General features: G+C 36.5%; 19 protein-coding genes. 17 read left to right on the top strand and 2 right to left on the bottom strand.

Going from position 1 to position 20,796, the window contains the following annotated elements:
- Positions 1 to 299: 299 nt before the first annotated feature.
- On the top strand, positions 300 to 731 hold the full coding sequence (locus tag K9V48_RS15215; protein WP_224139890.1) for a DUF4395 domain-containing protein: 432 nt from the start codon (positions 300 to 302) through the stop codon (positions 729 to 731).
- 221 nt (positions 732 to 952) lie between these two features.
- The gene (locus K9V48_RS15210) at positions 953 to 1,309 is read left to right on the top strand and encodes an MmcQ/YjbR family DNA-binding protein (RefSeq protein ID WP_224139889.1); all 357 of its coding nucleotides are present in this window, start codon (positions 953 to 955) and stop codon (positions 1,307 to 1,309) included.
- A 268-nt stretch (positions 1,310 to 1,577) separates the two neighbouring features.
- Here K9V48_RS15210 and K9V48_RS15205 read toward each other — a convergent pair whose 3' ends face one another.
- The gene (locus K9V48_RS15205) at positions 1,578 to 2,120 is read right to left on the bottom strand and encodes a small multi-drug export protein (RefSeq protein WP_224139888.1); all 543 of its coding nucleotides are present in this window, start codon (positions 2,118 to 2,120) and stop codon (positions 1,578 to 1,580) included.
- A 327-nt stretch (positions 2,121 to 2,447) separates the two neighbouring features.
- Between K9V48_RS15205 and pxpB the strand changes: the two genes are divergently transcribed.
- From pxpB to K9V48_RS15135, 14 genes are all read left to right on the top strand, one after another.
- Complete coding sequence (gene pxpB / locus K9V48_RS15200; protein ID WP_224139887.1) at positions 2,448 to 3,158, top strand: 5-oxoprolinase subunit PxpB; 711 nt, start codon at positions 2,448 to 2,450, stop codon at positions 3,156 to 3,158.
- Positions 3,158 to 4,186, top strand: a complete 1,029-nt coding sequence (locus K9V48_RS15195; RefSeq protein ID WP_224139886.1) for a 5-oxoprolinase subunit C family protein — start codon at positions 3,158 to 3,160, stop codon at positions 4,184 to 4,186. The genes pxpB and K9V48_RS15195 overlap by 1 nt, the downstream gene beginning before the upstream one ends.
- The gene (locus tag K9V48_RS15190) at positions 4,173 to 4,928 is read left to right on the top strand and encodes a LamB/YcsF family protein (RefSeq protein ID WP_224139885.1); all 756 of its coding nucleotides are present in this window, start codon (positions 4,173 to 4,175) and stop codon (positions 4,926 to 4,928) included. Before K9V48_RS15195 ends, K9V48_RS15190 begins: the two co-directional genes overlap by 14 nt.
- Before the next feature lie 247 nt (positions 4,929 to 5,175).
- Entirely contained in the window at positions 5,176 to 7,056 is a 1,881-nt protein-coding gene (locus K9V48_RS15185) for a XylR N-terminal domain-containing protein (RefSeq protein ID WP_224139884.1), read from the top strand.
- Between the two features lie 478 nt (positions 7,057 to 7,534).
- Entirely contained in the window at positions 7,535 to 8,716 is a 1,182-nt protein-coding gene (locus K9V48_RS15180) for an acyl-CoA dehydrogenase family protein (protein ID WP_224139883.1), read from the top strand.
- Positions 8,717 to 8,836: 120 nt separating this feature from the next.
- Complete coding sequence (locus K9V48_RS15175) at positions 8,837 to 9,316, top strand: flavin reductase family protein (RefSeq protein WP_224139882.1); 480 nt, start codon at positions 8,837 to 8,839, stop codon at positions 9,314 to 9,316.
- 22 nt (positions 9,317 to 9,338) lie between these two features.
- Positions 9,339 to 10,184 carry an FAD synthetase family protein gene (locus K9V48_RS15170; protein WP_224139881.1) on the top strand — a complete coding sequence of 282 codons (846 nt, stop codon included), beginning with the start codon at positions 9,339 to 9,341 and terminating at the stop codon, positions 10,182 to 10,184.
- A gap of 44 nt (positions 10,185 to 10,228) precedes the next feature.
- On the top strand, positions 10,229 to 11,212 hold the full coding sequence (locus K9V48_RS15165) for a DODA-type extradiol aromatic ring-opening family dioxygenase (protein ID WP_224139880.1): 984 nt from the start codon (positions 10,229 to 10,231) through the stop codon (positions 11,210 to 11,212).
- 174 nt (positions 11,213 to 11,386) lie between these two features.
- Entirely contained in the window at positions 11,387 to 12,253 is an 867-nt protein-coding gene (locus tag K9V48_RS15160; RefSeq protein ID WP_224139879.1) for an alpha/beta fold hydrolase, read from the top strand.
- Between the two features lie 157 nt (positions 12,254 to 12,410).
- Entirely contained in the window at positions 12,411 to 13,202 is a 792-nt protein-coding gene (locus K9V48_RS15155) for a 2-keto-4-pentenoate hydratase (protein WP_224139878.1), read from the top strand.
- A 351-nt stretch (positions 13,203 to 13,553) separates the two neighbouring features.
- Positions 13,554 to 14,846, top strand: coding sequence for an MFS transporter (locus tag K9V48_RS15150; protein WP_224139876.1), 1,293 nt, complete (start codon positions 13,554 to 13,556; stop codon positions 14,844 to 14,846).
- Between the two features lie 260 nt (positions 14,847 to 15,106).
- Positions 15,107 to 15,481, top strand: a complete 375-nt coding sequence (locus K9V48_RS15145; protein WP_224139874.1) for a sulfatase-like hydrolase/transferase — start codon at positions 15,107 to 15,109, stop codon at positions 15,479 to 15,481.
- 402 nt (positions 15,482 to 15,883) lie between these two features.
- The gene (locus K9V48_RS15140; RefSeq protein ID WP_224139873.1) at positions 15,884 to 17,149 is read left to right on the top strand and encodes an MFS transporter; all 1,266 of its coding nucleotides are present in this window, start codon (positions 15,884 to 15,886) and stop codon (positions 17,147 to 17,149) included.
- A gap of 12 nt (positions 17,150 to 17,161) precedes the next feature.
- Positions 17,162 to 18,412, top strand: coding sequence for a M20 family metallopeptidase (locus K9V48_RS15135; protein WP_224139871.1), 1,251 nt, complete (start codon positions 17,162 to 17,164; stop codon positions 18,410 to 18,412).
- Between the two features lie 80 nt (positions 18,413 to 18,492).
- Here K9V48_RS15135 and K9V48_RS15130 read toward each other — a convergent pair whose 3' ends face one another.
- A complete protein-coding gene (locus tag K9V48_RS15130; RefSeq protein WP_224139870.1) occupies positions 18,493 to 19,143 on the bottom strand; it encodes an aminotransferase class I/II-fold pyridoxal phosphate-dependent enzyme in 651 nt (216 codons plus the stop codon).
- Between the two features lie 435 nt (positions 19,144 to 19,578).
- Here K9V48_RS15130 and K9V48_RS15125 point away from each other — a divergent pair, with 435 nt between their 5' ends.
- Entirely contained in the window at positions 19,579 to 20,760 is a 1,182-nt protein-coding gene (locus K9V48_RS15125) for an acyl-CoA dehydrogenase family protein (RefSeq protein ID WP_224139868.1), read from the top strand.
- The last annotated feature ends 36 nt before the right edge of the window (positions 20,761 to 20,796 follow it).

The raw sequence follows: 20,796 nt of genomic DNA, 5'->3' as shown, positions 1-20,796 counted from the left end.
TACAGTACCAAAATTACCCTTACTTTCAACTTACATCCATCGCTTTAATGGCTATCTAATACAGATCATAATGAAATCTTAAGAATAAGCGAGGAATCCAGAGTTATTCCTTTCTTTATAGAGGGAGGTTAGTGGAAGAAGTAGTGCTAAAATAAGGTTAAATTTTACCTTATTGAGGTTTTAAAAATGAAGAAACCAGTTTGGAGTTCAATTATTATATCTTTTTTTCTTAATAAAATAGGAAAAAAGGAGTAAAATCAAAGTAAATTATATAAAAACGACAAGGAAGGTTGGATTTGATGGGAAGTCAAGTACGTTCAGTTCCTCGTCCGCTTGTGCGAACAAATCAGTGGTTTATTGTGGTGTCTGTATTGTTTACCTGGATAACTAAGCAAGAATGGATCCTTGCTATTCCTTTCTTAGCAGGTTTAATGGGTTTATTTTTTGGATTTAATCCTGTAATGCGTTTAGCTAAGCTGTTTTTTAGAAAGCACCCATCACAATATATTCCTGAGGAATGGGATCAGCAGCAATTCAATCAGACAATTGCGGTCATTTGTCTAGCAGGGGGATTAATAAGTTTTCTAATGAATTGGACCATTTTAGGTTATGTCTTCACCATTATGGTTGCTGCAGCTGCATTTATTGCAATTTTAGGTTTTTGTGTTGGTTGCTATATAAGATTTCATTGGAAACAATACCAATACAGAAGATCTCTAAATAAACAATAAATAAATGTGATGGTTGAGACAGGAAATATTGTTCATTTTCTGTCTTTTTTTATTAATTAGAAACACAAAAGGTGCAATTGTTAAAGATCACCAGCTACTTCGTCATTTTTTTTTCTTGTTCAACGAAGCAGGTTAGTGTAATAAAGGGTCCAAGGGTTATAATTAAGGATGCAGCTTTATTAAAAAACTAGCAAGTTATTAGGTTAGAGAAGAGGTTAACAATGAAAAATAGAGAGGAAGCTATCGGTTACTGTTTGGGGATTGGTAATACATATGAAGATTATCCATTTCGCGATAAGAATTGGACTTTAATACGACATATAGATAACAAGAAAGTGTTTGCGTGGATATTTGAAAAGGATGGCCATATTTGGATTAATGTGAAATGTGAACCCGGTTTTTTAGATTATTGGCGTCAGATTTACAATTCGGTAGTTCCGGCATTTCATCTTAATAAGGACCATTGGAATTCGATAATTCTTGACGGTACTGTTCCAAAGGAAGAAATTTACGAAATGATAAAACAAAGCTATATGTTAACTAAAAAAAGTAATAGTAAAGTTAATTTCAAAAAGTAAAGGCATTGATTCAGCAGGAAGGATTAATGCCTTTTTCTGTGGAACCTTACTATGATTGTGAAATAATCTACTTAAAGTAACGGGTGCGTTAGTTTAATAAAACATAGAACAAAAAAATGGAATTTTTGGACCCAGTTGATAGTAAAGAATATAAAGATGCTACCGCACTGAGCAATAAAGTAGTATTGAAGATCAAAACAATTTCTAGCTAACAACAAAAAAACTATTTACTGACTAGATAAATAGTTTTTTGTTATGGTGTCTAAATTTAAATCCAATTTACGTATTTGAGGCCATAAACAGAGCCAACTGTCATAAAAATTGACCAAATGACTAAACTGATTCCCATCCAAGTAATTACTCTAATTCTAGATGAACCAAGCAAAAGAGCTGTTAAAGCAGCTAAATCTGTTCCAAGTAACGAGGGTGAAAGCAAAGAAAACACTGGAAGACCATATTTTTCCCAAATATGTCTGGCTCTAGTTTCTCTTTTTGAAGGCTCCGATTTTCCTTTTTTTTCTCTCCGTTTGTTACGCCATTCAGAAATTTGTCTAAAAAACATTGCAAAGACTAAAACCATAATAAAATTTCCTAAAAAAGCAATAATCCCAACGGCTACAGGTGACATCTCCAACACAATACCTACTGGAATAATATAAAAAACATCCAGTAATGGTAATATTGATATTAAAAATAAAGCGATATATTGCCAAATTCCATCTGCTTGTTGAACTAAACCAGCTAATCGAAGCCCGTTTCTTATTCTATTAAAGGGCGCGATTGTGGAGCAACACAGGTAGAAAATGATCAAACTTTTTTATAAAACCGATACTTAACTCTGCTGGATATGAATCCATTTTGATCAATCTTTTTTCAAAATGGATTCTTTGTATTTATCGTAAAATATTGGTTTGTCAGGTAACTTTGATCAAACTTTATTTCAAAGCAACAGAATTCCAAAAGAATGGCGGAAAAATTGTGATGAATGGTGGAAAAAAAGCAATCAATAGTGGAATTCCCTCCATCCAATCGAGGATAGCTTGATGATAGGAGCGATTCTAAGTTTAATGGTAAAATAAAAGCAGTGTATAAGTCTACAAAATACATAAAATCGAGTTTACAACTAGGAGGGGAGAAAGTGGACCATATTACCTTTTATCCACAGGGCGATCGGGCAATCACGATTAATTTTGGGAACGAAATACAGAAAGATCTCCATCAGAAAATAACTATTTTCACCAAACACTTAGAAACAGACCCATTTCCAGGTATGCTTGAGGTAATTCCAAGCTTTACAGCTGTTACTATCTTTTATGACCCAACTAAAGTTGAGTTACCGACACCCAATCAGACTCCATACGAACAAATCGTTAAAATAGTAAAATCTAAACTATTCACTCTCCCATTATCCAATAGTCAAAAGTCAAAAACTGTGACAATCCCAGTGTGCTATGGTGGTGAGTATGGTCTGGACTTACAAGCAGTAGCAAACTACCATCAATTATCAGAACAGCAAGTCATACATATCCACTCAAATCAAGAATATATCGTTTATATGATCGGGTTTGCTCCAGGCTTTCCTTATTTGGGTGGGATGGCAAAAGAAATTGTCACACCTCGAAAAGCGACACCGCGATTGAAGATTCCAGCTGGGAGTGTAGGCATTGGAGGAGAACAAACAGGTGTTTACCCAATTGAAAGTCCAGGAGGCTGGCAAATTATTGGCAGAACACCACTCCAGCTTTTTCAGAAAAATTCGAAACAACCTAGTCTATTAAAAGCGGGAGATGTTGTTCGCTTTCAACCAATTACACCACAAAGATTCACGAGTATGGAGGTTTTTGAGTAATGACGTTAAAAGTTATTGACCCAGGATTATCGACATCCGTGCAGGATTTGGGTAGAATCGGTTTTCAGCAATATGGAGTTGTTGTTGGTGGTGTAATGGATGAAATCGCTGCTAGAATTGCTAACGTCCTCATCGGTAATAAGGAAGAAGATGCAGTTCTTGAACTGACACTGATGGGACCAACATTGTTGATTCAAAAAGATATAGTCATATCAATTTGCGGTGCTGATTTGTCCGCTAAAATTGACAGGGTGCCTATCCCATTATGGAAACCAATTTTCGTGAAAGAAGGAAGTATTCTTCATTTTGGACGTCCTCAAAAAGGGTGTCGTGCCTATTTGGCTATCGCAGGTGGAATTGATGTTTCAATGATAATGGGAAGTCGCAGTACATATGTAAGAGGTGGATTCGGTGGGTATCAAGGTCGTGCATTACAAGAGGGAGATGTTCTTAATCAGAACCCACACAAAAGCAAAAAAACAACCTGTTTAATGGATTACCTTGGCAGGAAAATTAGTTCAAATCCTTTTCATACCGTTCATTGGACAGTGAGTTCTAAAATAAAGCCAATGTATGATAAAAATCCAGAAATTCACTTTATAAAAGGACCACAGTTTGATCAATTTTCAGTGAAATCAAAGCAAAAGTTTGTAACTGAACACTATCAAGTTACATCTAAATCTGATCGCATGGGCTACCGACTGTCTGGAACAGCATTGGAATTAACGTCACAAGTGGAACTCTTGTCAGAAGCTGTAACAATGGGAACGATCCAAGTTCCGAATGATGGACAACCGATTATCTTAATGGCAGATCGACAAACGATTGGTGGCTACCCGAAAATTGGCTGTGTAGCAAGCATTGATTTTCCTGTATTAGCTCAAGTGATGCCAGGAGAAAAACTGACCTTTAAAGAAATCACCATTAATGAAGCACAGAGACTGTTGATTGAGAGAGAGCATGCATTTTCTGAGTTAAGAAGTGGAATATCATTAGCGATTAGGAGGATGAAAAATGGTGCAAATTGATTTGAACTGTGATATGGGGGAGAGCTTTGGGAGATATACAATCGGTGCTGATGATCACATTATCTCTTCGATTACTTCTGCTAATATTGCGTGCGGTTTTCATGCCGGAGATCCAGCGACGATGAGGAAATCAGTCCGCATAGCGTTAGATCAGTCCGTTAGCATTGGGGCTCACCCTGGCTTAGATGATTTAAGTGGATTTGGCAGAAGGAACATGTCAATCACTCCACAAGAGGTTTATGATATCGTTGTTTACCAAATTGGTGCACTGCATGGTTTTGTATTAGCAGAAGGAGCGGTGTTGAATCACGTTAAACCTCATGGTGCTTTATATAATATGGCTGCAGTTAATGCGAAGCTTGCTGAAGCAATTGCCGAAGCCGTCTATAAAATAAATCCAGAACTTATTTTATATGGGCTTTCAGGGAGTGAATTAATTAAAGCAGGAAAAAAGCTCGGACTAAAAACAGCGAATGAGGTATTCGCAGATCGGACGTATCAGGAAGATGGGACGTTAACACCACGAATTCGCGAAAATGCACTCATCAAAAATGAAGGCGATGCAGTCGCACAAGTGTTAAGAATGGTAAAAGAACAAACGGTTTTCTCAACAACGGGAATTGAAGTACCGATAAAAGCAGATACAATTTGCATCCATGGCGATGGAGATCATTCAGTAGAATTTGCTCGGAAAATACACAATGTTCTTCGTGAGAATGGAGTAGAAGTTAGGTCGTTGTGAGTTGAAACAAGGTTAGATTAAAAATTCAGGAATTTTTAATCTAACCTTGTTTTATCTTTATCTAATCCTCAATGACAAAATTTCTATTCTTTAACTAAAGTTGATAGAAGCGTCTAGCAAGTAGTACAATTAAATCTATATTTGGTTGCGTTTACATTTTTGAGGTGTAATAGCACTAAGCTGAAGGATACTTAATTAACTCTTGTTTCGAAATAATCATAACTTACAAAAATAGGGTGTGTTTAGAATGAAAATCAATTTCTATGATGAGAGTATTAGCCAGAATTTAGTAGTAAATGATCGTAAAATTGTATTCCCCTCATCGGCTTTTGGGATTCTCAGGAAAGAGTTGGTTAGGAATATAGGGATAGATAGACTAAAAGGTTTTCTTTTCCATTTCGGGTGGGAAACGGGCGTTAATGATGCTAAAGAAGCTTTGAAAAAGGGTTTATCGTTAGAATATATGATCAAATATGGACCAATTCTTCATATTAATAATGGTCATATCAGAGGGATAAGGCATGAATGCAACGTTGAATTGGATGAAAATCATAACATCCTATCCTATTTTTCAACGGGGACTTGGATTGATTCTTATGAGGCAGAGGAACATATAAAACAATTAGGTAAATCTACATCTCCAGTCTGTCATACACTTATCGGTTATTCAAGTGGATTTATGTCAACGGTAGGTGGCGAGCCACTTCTTGCTAAAGAAGTAACGTGTGTCGGAAAGGGAGATTCAGAATGCAGTTGGATCTTAAGGACACAAAAAGAATGGGAAAGTGAAATGCAAGATGAACTTCCTTTTTACAATGAAACACCTATCGTAAAGGAACTAGAGTATACGTACGAACAAATGCTTGAACAAAAAAACTTCGTTACACGTTTGGCAGATTTTCAAAAAAAAATAACGGAAGAGATAACCAATGGAAGTAATTTGCAAACGATTGCCAATATGGTATATGACATCGTTCAATTACCAATCATCATTGAAGATATAGATCATCAAACGATTACTTATTCAGGTTTATCTGAAGTAAAATATCTAGAACTGAAAGATGATATGGAACAATATATTCAAGAAAATGCACATAAAAATACGATAAAAAGAAAGGAAAAAAGTCTATTACCGTTTAGAAAAAAAACAATTAAAACCCTCAATCAGGAACGTCTTGTTACGCCAATTCTTGTTCAAAAGGAGGTTTTGGGGTATTGTAGCTTTATTTATGAGGAAAGAAAAAATGACAAATATGAGGAAGATTATTTGTTTCTAGATCGCTTTGCAAATGCGGCTTCTCTTATTCTATTAAATGAAAAGACTAAATTTGAATCTTTTGAGAGGATGAAGGGGAATTTTCTAGAACAAATATTAGACGGACAATTCACTGCAAGTGAATTAATCAAAAGGGGAAAGTATACGGGTCTAGATCTTGGACAGCCTTATTATATAACGGTGATGGATTATAAAAAATCGCAAACGTCTATTGAGGAAGAATTTCTTTTGCAGGAAAAAATCTTCGACACTACCTTTCGCTACTTTAGTGAAAAAAAACATAATATCCTAGTATGTCAACGTGATGGAAAGATGATTCTATTTATAACGAATGAAACTCTCAAGAAGCCTACTATATATGATGTGATGGAAAATTTCCATGATTTTATGATAGTGAAATATCCTCAAGGTGATTTTAAATTTGGAATTAGTAATGTAGGCGACGGGATAAAACATGCTGCAAAATACTATGAGGAAGCAATGATTGCCCTACGATTAACAGGAAGGAAAAAAATTGTTCCATTTAAAACATTAGGGATTGTAGGGGTACTAATTAACTCAAAAAATATAAGTGGCATTAAAATGACAGCGGAACAAGAACTTGGACCTCTATATAAAATGACAGACCCCAAAACGAAAGAACTCCTTAAAACGTTATACAATTTCTTGCTAAATGGTGGGAAGCTTGAGCAAACTATGAGTGATCTTTCTCTATCAATGAGTGGTTTAAGGCATAGGATTAATAAGATAGAAAGTTTACTAGAAAAGGATCTTCGAGATCCAAATGAAACACATCAATTATTACTGATTTTAAAATCCTTAATCGTTTTAGGTGAATTAGATATCGAATAGAAAAGGCCGTCCAGTTTCTAACTGGTTGGCCTTTTCTATTTTTATTCTATTAGAATTTAAAATTAGCATAAGGAAAACTAAGACTTTCGCCATAAGGAATGTAAGATAAGCCAAGTTTTTTTAATCGTAAATTAGGCAAACCTCACTTCAAAGTTTTGTTGAATAAGAAAAGTGCGGGATAAACTACCCGGAAATATGTATGTACGTCCTACAAACGACTGAAGGAAGTTTACCTTATAGGAGTAATTAGTCTTGATATTTGTTAGATGGACAAAAAATAGTCAATAAGAGAAAAAACATGGACAATTTTTGTTCTATTATGAAAATTGCGAATTTAATACACTATAGGTAGTAATTGATAAGAAAAAAAGCTTGAAGGAAACAATGTAAGCGATGTCAATTGTTGAATCAAAGACCATCAATATCAACGTATTTATGCAAAATCAAATAAACCATAAGTAAACAAAGGGGTGTAAATATGGGGAACATTGCAGTAAAGGAAGAAGTAACGGCTGAGCAGATTTTAGCTGGAGCAGAAAAGATTGGGAAATTAGCGGAAGCAGAAGCGAAGGAAGCAGAAAGGAATGCGACGATTTCTGAAAATGTCATTAACTTGATCAAAGAAACGCAAATATCCAGGTTAATGCTTCCTAAGAAATATGGTGGACCACAAATCGATTTGCACACGTTTGCGAAGATGGTTCGTACAGTTGCCAATTACAATATTTCAGCAGCGTGGTTAACGTATCTTTATCCGCTACATAATGTGTTGCCGTCCTATCTTCCTCCGAAGGGGAGAGACGAAATCGTCAATCAAGGTGGATTAATCTGTGATGTATTTGCAGCAGTTGGAAAGGCGGAAAAGGATGGTGACGGGTATCGCATAAGTGGGACGTGGAATTTTGCCAGTGGTTGTTTATATAGCGATTGGCTTGGTCTTGGTGTTGCGATTCAGTTTGATGATCAGGAAAAGCCAGAAGTTTGTTTGCCAATCTTAAAGGCATCCGACATTCAAATCGTAGAAAATTGGGATACCTTTGGATTAAGAGGTTCTGGAAGTAACCAAGTAATTGCGGATAACGTGTATGTCCCGATGGAACGTATTTTACGCCTAAATGCAGCAGATCGTACAGGTAGACCACCAGAGGAGGATTATGATAAAGACTATCCACTATACCATGTTCCATTTTTCCCTGCATTTTATCTAGGATTTCCAAACATGGCATTAGGTGGTGCAGAGCGGATCCTTTCAGAGTTTAAAACACTTACTGAAAAACGTGTGCGCTTAATGGATGGAGTACGTGAAAGTGAATCACCTCGTAGTCAAAGGGTATTAGCAGAAATGACAACAGAATTTCATGCGGCAGAAGCATTGATGGATAAATATATTCGTTTATTAGAGAACTATGAAAAAGATGGGAAGAAAACAGGCCGAGCAGAATTCTTTGCGATTAGAACAAAAATAATCAAGATCTGTACAGACATCGCTGTAAGAGCACTTTTAACGCTTGGAGGAGCAGCACTTTATAAAGGCGGAACAATGGAATTATTTATTAGAGATATTTTATCAGTAGCTACACATAAGACATCGCTATATGAGGATTCAGTAGCTGCCTATGGAAAAGAAGTATTTGATTTCGAGAGTGGAGTTAGAGGATAAAAGAAGGAAGTATCCATACTTTATAACTAGTTTAATAGTTAGATTTAGAAGGATTTTGTCTAAGTCATTGATAAATAGAAAATTTTATTCCAATACATGAAAAATAGGAGGAATTTTAAAATGGATGATCGTCAATTTCGTAATGCAATGGGGAAATTTGCAACAGGTGTAACAGTGATAGCGACAGAGGTGGAAGGAGAAGTGCATGGTATGACAGCAAATGCTTTCATGTCTGTGTCAATTAATCCAAAGCTTGTTGTTATCTCAATCGGAGAAAACGCACGAATTCTTAACAAAATTAAACAAAGTAAAATATTCACAGTTAATATTTTAGCAGCAGATCAACAGGAACTTTCAATGATTTTTGCTGGTCAGTTGAAAGAACACCGTGAAGTCGAGTTTGATCGTCTTGATGGCAAACCGGTTACACCTGGTGCTGTCGCACAAATAGCTTGTGAAGTATCAGCTGAGCATGTTGAAGGTGACCATACTTTATTTATTGGGAAAGTGACAGATATTCACCTTGAAGATGCTGAGCCACTCATTTTTTACAGTGGACGTTATCGTTCATTGACAGAAGAAAAAACAGCAGCATTGTAGATTACGTTTGAAAGGAGATCGTATGGAGACGATTTATTTGAACCCAACCAATTTGGCACACTGGCAGAAAAGGGCAAGAACAAGCGTTATTGCACTTGGATTTTTTGACGGCATTCATAAAGGACATCGCCTGGTGATTGAAACAGCTACACGGAAAGCGAAGGAAAAGAATCTCTCACTTTCTGTCATGAGTTTTTTCCCGCACCCTAAAACCATTTTATCCAATGGGAAAAAGCGTGTAGATTATTTATTGCCGCTTTCTGAAAAAGAGAAAATGCTCCAAACATTGGGTGTTGATACGTTTTATATAATTGAATTCGACAAAGATTTTGCTGCGCTTTCACCAGAACAGTTTGTGACTAAATATTTGATTGGGCTCGGTGTCGTCCATGCAGTCGCTGGCTTCGACTATACGTATGGCAGTCTTGGAGCAGGGAATATGGATCGCCTCAAAAATGATTCGGGTGGTCTCCTTGAAGTGACAAAGGTGTCTAAGGTTGAATGGTGTGGTCAGAAAATCAGTTCATCATGCATTCGAGAAAAATTGTCAAAAGGCCATGTCGAGGAGTTGCCTAACTATCTCGGATACTCTTATGAAGTAAAATGTGACTGGGACGGAATGTTATTTAAACTTAGCCCATACTATACACTCCCTGCACCCGGTCGCTATGCTGTCACGCTGAAAAATGAGATGGGTTCAACGCAAACTGAAGTGATTGTAATGGAAAAACAAGAAGGTCAATCTCTGAAATGTGTGAAGAAGATCCCCATATTCATGAAAGGAAATCTATCCATTGTATGGCACCGTCAAATCAGAGTAGAGGATGTCAAAACTAAGCACGTAAATACGAATGTATTAGTATATTAAAAGCTAAAATCATTATTTCATAAGTTCTTAAGGGAGTGGGGAAAATGGCTGAAATTATCGCAGGTATCGCAATGTCACACAGTCCAATGATCATGACGAATGAAGCTGGCGGTGGAGAAAAAGGGAAGCGGTTTCTTGAAAAAACAAGCGAAATGAAGAAATGGTTGGAAGATAGTGGGGCAGATATTATCGTATTGGTTTCAGATGATCATTTTAACAGTTATTTCTATGATCATATGCCTGCGTTTACAATCGGAATCGGTAAATGTGAAGGATGGGGAGACTGGCAAATACCAGAATACAAAATTCCTGTACAGCAAGACTTGGCAAAGCATATCCTCCAAACTAGTTTAGAAAATAATATTGATTTTACATTTACAATGTCAATGAAGGTAGATCATGGTCATACGCAATCTATTTATTTCTTAAACTCAGATCTAAACATACCGGTTGTTCCAATCGCTGTAAATACATCTGCACCACCGTTACCAACAATGGATCGTTGTTTCCAAGTAGGTGAAATGATACGTAAATCGATTGAGTCGTGGGATTCTGATAAAAAAGTGGCAATTGTTGCGTCAGGTGGATTATCTCATTGGGTACCAATTCCAAAAATTGATAGTGAGAAACCAGAGGATCAACAGTTGATTCACATATTAAAAAATGGCCGACAAGAAATCGAACAACTTGACGAATACTTACAAACACGAAAAACAAGAGTCACACAAATTAAATCAGGTCCAGTGAATGAAGAATGGGATCGAGAGTTTTTGCGTTTAATTACTGAAAGGGATTTTCAAGCTTTAAGAAAATGGAGCCCTGAATTTATTGAGGAAAATGGCGGGAATGGAGGCCAAGAAATCCACAACTGGCTTGTATTGTTGGGTGCCCTCCAAAACTTTGAAACAGAGGTGGCATACTATGAGCCGATTCCAGAATGGGTAACAGGAATGGCGATTGTACAGTTCACTCAGCCGATTAATCAAAATAAAAGTAATAAATCGTCTGAATACGAAACAATTAAGTAACCATAAATAATTAGTATTCGTTTAAGCAAAATGATTATCATTCCAGTAGGAAATGTAATCTTATTATAAAAAATGAATACAGGTACATGATATTCACTCTATGACCATAGATGGGTTTGTTATTTAGTAGAATGTGATTCTACTTTATTTATTAAAAAAAGGGGAGAGATTGAGATGACAATTTGGACGGACTTAGCAGATTTAGAATTAAAACTTCACTATATAAATGCGGGTGGAATAAAAACAAGAGTGCTTGAAGCTGGTAGTGGAGAACCACTTATTTTGCTTCATGGTACTGGGGGACATATTGAAGCGTACGCAAGAAATATTAGAGGCCTCAGTGAAACTTTTCGAGTAATCGTTATTGATATGGTTGGACATGGATATACAGACAAACCAAATCGTCCATATGGAATCGACTATTATAGTGATCATTTATTATGGGTTATGCAGGCTTTGGATTTGTCGGAAGCGTATATTTCCGGTGAATCATTAGGCGGTTGGGTAGCAGCTTGGTTTGCAGCACATCATCCTGAATATGTGAAGGCCTTAGTTTTAAATACGCCAGGAAACGTGAACAACAAACCTGAAGTGATGCAAAAACTGAAAGATTCAACTATAAAGGCAGTTATTGAAGCAAACTATGAAAATGTAAAAACAAGACTTGAGTGGCTAATGTATGATAAAAGCCAAGTAACAGAAGAACTAATCGAAGCACGGTATAAAATCTATACACAACCAGAGTATCAACAATCGGTGTATAATATCGTTTGCCTTCAAGACATCGAAGTAAGAAAACAATACAGCTGGGATCCATCTTGGTGTGGGAAAATTAATGTTCCAACTTTATTAGCTTGGACTAGCCATGATCCTACTTCAACTGTAGAGGAAGGAAAACCGCTTCAAGAAATGATTCCAAATAGTGAATTTGCAGTCATTCAAGATGCGGGACACTGGCCACAATGGGAAAAGGTTGAAGAATTTAACAGCGTGTTAACAAACTTCCTATTGGAAAAGGGTAATTTAATCGAAGCAAAATAACCGGAGTATTTTATAATAAATCAATAATCATGCTTCTTCATAAATAATAGGTTACTAGTTTAGACTATTAAAAAATAGATTTTTTCAAAGAGGGGGTTATCCTCCTCTTTGATTGCTAAATTAAAGTTATTACTTTTTATAGAAAGAGGTTTTTTCTTTGAGCAACCAAGTAAAAGATCGAGAAAATCAGGCATATGAGCATTTGCTACAGGCGGAAGTAGAGAAGAAAACTGTTAAACCACTTACAGATTTATATCCAGATATGACAGTTGATGAGGCATATCAAGTACAATTGAAAGCCATTGATCAGAAAGTAAAGGACGGCCAACGAATTGTCGGCAAAAAAATTGGTTTAACTTCACTTGCCATGCAGGAGCTGCTAGGTGTTGACCAACCGGATTACGGGCATCTGTTGGATAGTATGGAAGTTAGTAATAATGGCGTTATTACAATGAATCGTGTTTTCCAACCCAAGGTGGAAGCGGAGATTGCATTTGTTCTCCATAAAGATCTGAAAGGTCCATCTGTCACCATAGAGGATGTCTTAGACGCAACCGAATACATTGTCCCTGCTTTAGAAATTGTGGACAGCAGAATCGTTGATTGGAGAATAAAATTACAAGACACCATTGCAGATAATGCTTCTTGCGGCCTCTTTGTGTTAGGAGATAAAAGATTTTCTGTAACTGATTTAGACTTAACAAAAATCGAAATGAATTTGTATCAAAATGGAGAACTTATGAACACGGGATATGGATCAGCTGTATTAGGTAATCCAGCAAAATGTGTGGCTTGGCTAGCAAATAAATTATTTGAATACGATGTCATTCTTAAAGCTGGGGAAGTTATTCTTTCAGGAGCATTATCGGCAGCAGTAAATGCACAAAAAGGAGATCGATTCACAGCCGAATTTACTCATTTAGGAAAAGTAGAAGCTACTTTTCATTAAACGGAAGCAAACACAAATACAAGTACTTAAATTACGGGGAACTGTTACTATCTAAAGGTTCCCTCAATCAAGAGATTAGCAGATTATACTGGACCCAATAAGATTTTGTTGAGATGAGTTACAGATGCTTGAAAAATGTTTGAGAAATTTCCGCCCCGTCGTTTCGTTTCAACTAGGAAAATAAAATGTAAACGCAAACAATGAGCGTGATCTTACACCATAGTCTTTTTAAGAGTCAGAATATGCGAAATAAAACTACCTAGTCAATATTGTTTTTTGAAAGAAAAATAAGAACTAGGACTCTGCTTCTATTCTATTTTAAATAAAAGGTTCATTACAGGGGGTAACTTTATGGCTCAAAAGGAAACAAAAAAAGCGTGGATTGTGATTAGCTTATTATTCTTATTGACTGTGATTAGTAATGCAGATAAGGCAATTATCGGATTTGCTTCTGTTCCAATAATCGCGGAACTAGGATTGACTGCCGAGCAATGGGGAATTGTAGGGAGTGTTTTCTTCTTATTGTATTCAATATCAGCCATTCTAGGTGGTGCACTTGCCGATCGGTTTGGAATTGGAAAAGTAATCGTTGGAATGGTAGCAGTTTGGTCTCTCGTTCAGTTTTCAACTATATTTGTGTCGAGCTTTACATTTTTATTAATTACGAGAATCATTTTAGGGGCGGGTGAAGGACCTTCATACTCTTTAGCGATGACTGCAGCATCTAGATGGCTTCCTAAGGAAAAACTCGGAGTAGGAATATCGATGGTATCTATTGGTGGACCTCTTGGGGTAGCAATATCAGCTCCAATTTTAATGTATCTTATTATGAATTTTGGGTGGCGTACAGCTTTTGTAGCTACTGGGATCGTTGGTGTAATTTGGATTGTTGTATGGTTATGGTTAGTAAAAGAGAAAGAGGATTCAGCAGTTGAAACATCATCGACAAAAGTAGGTTCTGGCACATCCACAATCCAACCAGAAACAAACTTCTCTTCTGTCTTACTTTCTAAAAATTTCATCTTCGTTGCTTTATGTGGCTTCGCAACATATTGGTCATTTACAATTGGATTAAATTGGCTCCCTAATTACTTAGAGAATGTTCGTCAACTAAGTGCAGAACAATTACAAATTGTTGTAGCCCTACCTTGGATTCTCATTACGATTTCACAAGTCGTATTTTCTGCAATTTCAGACCGTTTGTATCGTAAAACTCAAAATGTTGTCAAAGCGCGAGTGTTTGTTCTTGGATCTGTCCTGTTAGCGGGATCAGTCTGCTACTTTATTGGGACGATGGTAAGCTCTAACTTCATGGCAATTGCTTTACTATCCCTCGGGTTAACTTTTGGATGTATTACATTAGTTCAAGGACCTGCCATATTAGTGGAGCTTGTTTCTAAAAAGCATCATGGTAAAATTCAAGGTTGGTTTATGGCAATCACCTCATTAGGTGGTATCGTTGGACCATATGTAACAGGTTTACTCGTTCAAAATGCTTCAAATCCAGCTTCGGGATTCCATTACTCTTTTCAGGTTAGTGCATTACTTCTTCTTGTTTTTGGAGGACTTGCCTTGGTTGCTGTACGCCCGAAGAAATTTGAACATACAGCAAATGTAGAATTAACTAAAAATATATCAAGTTAGGTAACGTATTGTAGCCCTACCTTACTTTGAAATAAGGGTTGAGGGTTATGATTTTAAGAAATGTTCTAGTTTTTAGCAAAACATTTAAAACCATCAAAGGAACAGGACGCTTAGTTAACCAAAAAATGAATGCGCTAACAAAATAAAGAGGTCCTCGTGTAAATAGAATAGGTTACAGAAGATGAGAGAATCCTCTTTGTTTTGTTGGAGTGAAACTAAGTCAATAGGGAGGCGGAGACACATTGGGGGAAAGATTAAACGTGCTGAACTGGTCATCGCTACATAAGTTAACGATTTTTACTTCTGCTTTATCGTTATTATCGGGCTGTTCGTTGAAAGCTTCTTCTAGCTCCGTTATACGTACAGAAGCAGCAAAGTCAGAGACAAAGGTACAGAAGGAAACTATTCAAGAGAAAGACGGAGAGAGTTCATCAAAACCAAATGTGGTGTTTATTGTTTTAGATGATTCTGGGTTTTCTGATATTGGAAGTTACGGATCGGAAATTAAGACACCTAACCTGGATTGGTTAGCGGAAAACGGACTTCGCTATAACAATTCTCATGTAACACCATTATGTTCACCGACCCGAGCCTCTTTGTTAACAGGGAGGAATGGGATTGGTCACCAATTATGATCTAGGTCCTGAGTGTGACTTTAAGAGATAAATTGCACATAAAATGATGAAAATATTAAATTTCTACTAGGGGTCCTATCATATTTCCATCGTTAGCTTGATAGGCATGGTCTATCATTAGGAAATTGCAGTTTACAACAATAAGCACTTTAATACAAGACCTATACGAACGGGTGTTTCATTGGAATAACTCATATATAATCGAAAATGCAGGGCTCCATAAAGAAGTAATTCATCTATGTGAACACCTATTTTTTATCAAAGATACAGGATTCCTTAAAAATAATTGTCGTAATTTTGGGAAAATTCTTTTACAATATTACGACAATTATTTTATAATAAGATTATTAAGAAAATTCCTTTATTAATTGATAGCGATTACATTTTGAGAGGAGACTTCCTATGTCTATTTCCAAAAGTGCATTACAGGATCAATATACAAACGGAACACATCAACAAATGGTAGGTAAGAATTCTGTTCAAAAGGCAAAAAAACCAAATGAAATTTTGCTGATTACGGCTCTAATGTTTGGCTATTCCTTGCTTTACATGGACAAAAATATGATTTCGACAGCAATTATCCCTATTGCAGAGCAGTACAATTTCACAACAAGTCAAACGGGATTAATAATGAGTTTATTTTTCTTAGGCTATTCCTTAATGCAAATTCCGGGAGGATGGTTAGCAGATAAAATTGGTTATAAAAAGGTATTAATTCTGTCTCTTTCACTTATTTCTGTATTTACATTTGCATTTGGTTTTGCAGGAAGCCTTATTTTATTTATTTTGATTCGTTTCTTCGCAGGCGTTGGTCATGCAGGCTATCCACCAAGCACGTCAAAAAGTATCGCGGAGAATTTCTCGAAAGATAGGCGGACTTTTATCCAATCCCTTATTTTATCTACAAGCGGAATTGGAGGAATCTTGGCTTTTCTAATTGGAGCAAGGCTAATCGATTGGAACTGGCAAAATTCTTACTATGTAGTAGGTACATTATTTGTTATTTCATTAATATTAGTTATTTTCTTTGTGCCAAACGATACTCCAGCAGTGAAAAGGAAGGTTGAACCAAAACAAACACAAACTAGTTTTAAATCAGTCATTTTAAATCGCAATGTCATCACCCTATTTATTGTGATGATTTTAGTCAATATGGCTTTTTACGGAAATATGTCATGGCTTCCATCTTTTTTAAAAGAAAAATTCTCATTATCGATTAGCACAGTTGGAACGATCCTAGGTATCAACGCAGTTGGGGGAACAATCGCTTCCTTATTAGCGGGCATTTTATTGACAAAATTTTTTGCTGAAAAAGAAAAAGTATTATTTTTAAGTAGTTCTATCCTTTCAGCTGTAGCGTTTGCCGGTTTGGTGCTTACTAATTCATTGGCAGTATCTATTGGATTGTTATATTTGCTTACATTCTTCATAACCATTATCTTTGTTGGGGTATTCTCTTGGCCACACAAAATCCTGCCTGAAAAAGTAATTGGTTCATCCGTTGGGATTATCAATACCGGATCGACACTTGGCGGCTTTATTGCCCCAATGACATTTGGAGCTTTAATTTCTCTAGCTGGCGGATCTTTCTCAATCGTGTTTATCAGTTTGTCAGTAGTGATGGTTGTCGCCGGGTTTATTGTTCTTGCGGTTAAAACAAAAGAGTAGGAGGAAATACAAATGATCGATCAATTATTAAAAAGACTTGAAGAAAGAAAAGAGGAAATGATTGAGATAAGGAGATATCTACATCAACATCCTGAAATATCTTTTAAAGAAGAAAAAACAGCGCAATATATAGCAGACTTTTATGAAGGAAAAGATGTGCAAATTGCACGTAATGTTGGCAATGGATATGGAATCGTGGTCACGATTACTGGGGACAAGCCTGGGAAAACAATCGCCTTGCGAGCAGACTTTGATGCGTTGCCAATTACAGAAGAAACCGATGTGCCATTTAAATCTTTAAATGAGGGCGTTATGCATGCTTGCGGGCATGATGGGCATACGGCATACCTAATGATTCTTGCGGATTGTTTCATTGAATTAAAATCATCCATCTCAGGTACCATCAAAATTATCCATCAACATGCAGAAGAAACGCCTCCGGGTGGAGCAAAAAGTATTGTAGATTCGGGCATCCTTGATGATGTTGAACATATTTTTGGTATTCATTTATTCCCTACTGAACCCACTGGTACAGTAGGATATAGAAGCGGATATACGATGGCCGGACGAACTTATTTTAAATTGGCTATTCAAGGAGTTGGAGGACATGGCTCATCACCACATATGGCCAATGATGCGATTGTTGCTGGTGCACATTTTGTAACAGCAGTCCAAACAATCATTAGCCGGCGCTTAAACCCTTTTGATATGGGGGTTGTAACAATTGGTTCATTTGATGGAAAAGGAAGCTTCAATGTAATTAAAGATCGTATTGAGCTTGAAGGTGATGTTCGTTACATGACAGATGACACACAACAGTTGATTGAAAAAGAAATACACCGTATTATCAAGGGACTGGAAGTTGAGTTTGGGGTAGAATGCGAGCTTACCTATGAAGCAGATTATCCACCTTTATATAATGATCCGGATATTACGGATTTTGTTAAATCCAGTATGGAAAATATGAATGATCCTGATATTCAACGAGTAATCGAATTCCCTAAATTCTCCGGTTCAGAAGACTTTGCCTACTATACACAGAAAATTCCGGGCTCTTTCTTTTTCATTGGATGCAAACCAAAAGATGTGGAACAAGCATACTTTAACCATCATCCTAAATTTGATATTGATGAAGATGCCCTTTTAGTGGCAGCGAAATCAGTGGGACAAGTTGTTTTTAATTATTTTGAAACGTATATTTTAAGGAAACATGCTCATCAACAGGCTTTCGTCAAATTGAGCAACGATGAGATCAAATTTTAGATGTTCCAGAAAAGGTCGCAATTCCAGAGTGAATTGCGACCTTTCTTTATGTCTAGCACGCTTATCTTTAATACTAGTCTTTACAAAAGATAGGGATTGTAAGAATCACCCTCAGATATTGGAATGTTTAATTCTGCGGCAATTTCAGCGATTCTTTTCCATCGATTTTCAGATAAAACTGTTCTCGTTGGATTTTGATAGGTTGGATTTAAGAAAATAAACTTAATTCGATGCTTACGATACAAGGTAATGATATCTTCCGGATTAATGCCATTTTCATCAACAGGTAAGCCAAATACACGTAGACCGGCGGATTGAAATAATAGAAAAGGATAAATATATGAAGGAGATTCAATTGCAATAGCATCCCCAGGACTAAGTAAACATTGTGTAATGAGATATATTGATTGCTGAATACCTGTTGTAACAATGATAGAGGAACTAGTTGCATTAATGTTATAAAATTTTTTCATGTAGTGAGCAATTGTTTCTCTTAATAATAATTGCCCTTGCACATGTTCAAACCCAGTCTCAACTTCTGTACTATCCTTTAGAAACGACTCCAGTAAAGAAGAAGGAAATAAATCTGTAGGTAAATCCCCACTAGCTAAATCATAAATATCTTTTATACTATTAGCCTCTTGTTTTATACGTTTAATCAGTGGAAGCACTGGTAAGAATGTATCACCTTCAACGTAACTCTTCCAATTTGTCGTTCCTGAGTGAAGCATTCCCCATTTAGAGGTGCTAACACGAGTACCGCTCCCTTGTTTTCTTTCAATTAAGTCAGATGTAAGAAATTCCTAATAAACGATTTTGTGCTCAATCATTTCAAATTCTACCTTCACAGAATTTGGCTAGTGGAAGACTTGATAAATCATTGAATACATGCAGCAGTGTATTATTTAGGCTAATAACAACCTGGAGAGTTTTTTTAAATAAATGAAAATATTAAAATGGACAAAAATTGCTGTAAAATTGGTATTCTTGAACAATTTTTGCCCTATTCTGAATAGTAAGAATTTAATAGACTATAGATAGTAATTGATGAGTGAAAAAATTGAACGAATCAATGTAAGCGATATCAATTATTGTTTTAAAGACCATCAATATCAACGTATTTATGTAAAATCAAATAAACCATAAGTAATTAAAGGGGTGTAAATATGGGGAACATTGCAGTAAAGGAAGAAGTAACGGCTGAACAGATTTTAGCTGGGGCAGAAAAGATTGGAAAATTAGCGGAAGCAGAAGCGAAAGAAGCAGAAATGAATGCGACGATTTCTGAAAATGTCATTAACTTGATCAAAGAAACGCAAATATCCAGGTTAATGCTTCCTAAGAAATATGGTGGACCACAAATCGATTTGCAAACGTTTGCTAAGATGGTTCGTACAGTTGCCAATTACAATATTTCAGCAGCGTGGTTAACGTATCTTTATCCGCTACATAATGTGTTGCCGTCCTACCTCCCACCAAAAGGGAGAGACGAAATCGTCAATCAAGGTGGATTAATCTGTGATGTATTTGCAGCAGTTGGCAAAGCAGAAAAGGATGGCGATGGATACCTGATCAGTGGAACGTGGAATTTTGCCAGTGGTTGTTTATATAGCGATTGGATCGGTGTTGGTGTCGCGATTCAGTTTGATGATCAGGAAAAGCCAGAAGTTTGTTTGCCAATCTTAAAGGCATCCGACATTCAAATCGTAGAAAATTGGGATACTTTTGGGCTGAGAGGTTCTGGAAGTAACCAAGTGATTGCGGATAACGTGTATGTCCCGATGGATCGTATTTTACGCCTGAATGCAGCAGATCGTACAGGTAGACCACCAGAGGAAGAGTATGATAAGGACTATCCTTTATACCATGTTCCATTTTTCCCTGCCTTTTATCTAGGGTTTCCAAACATGGCATTAGGTGGTGCAGAGCGGATTCTATCAGAGTTTAAAACACTGACGGAAAAACGCGTGCGCTTGATGGATGGAGTACGTGAAAGTGAATCCCCTCGCAGTCAAAGAGTATTAGCAGAAATGACAACAGACTTTCATGCGGCAGAGGCATTGATGGAGAAATATATTCGTTTATTAGAGAACTATGAAAAAGACGGCAAGAAAACAGGCCGAGCAGAATTCTTTGCGATCCGCACAAAAATCATCAAGATCTGTACAGATATCGCTGTAAGAGCACTTTTAACGCTTGGAGGAGCAGCACTTTATAAAGGCGGAACAATGGAATTATTTATTAGAGATATTTTATCAGTAGCTACACATAAGACATCTTTATATGAGGATTCAGTAGCCGCTTATGGAAAAGAAGTATTTGGTTTTGATGGAGAAGTTAGGGGATAAAACAATCTCATAATGTAAAAAAAACGAAATAAATAA

Source organism: Metabacillus rhizolycopersici (assembly GCF_020075705.1).
This window is presented reverse-complemented; position numbering and strand designations above follow the sequence as displayed.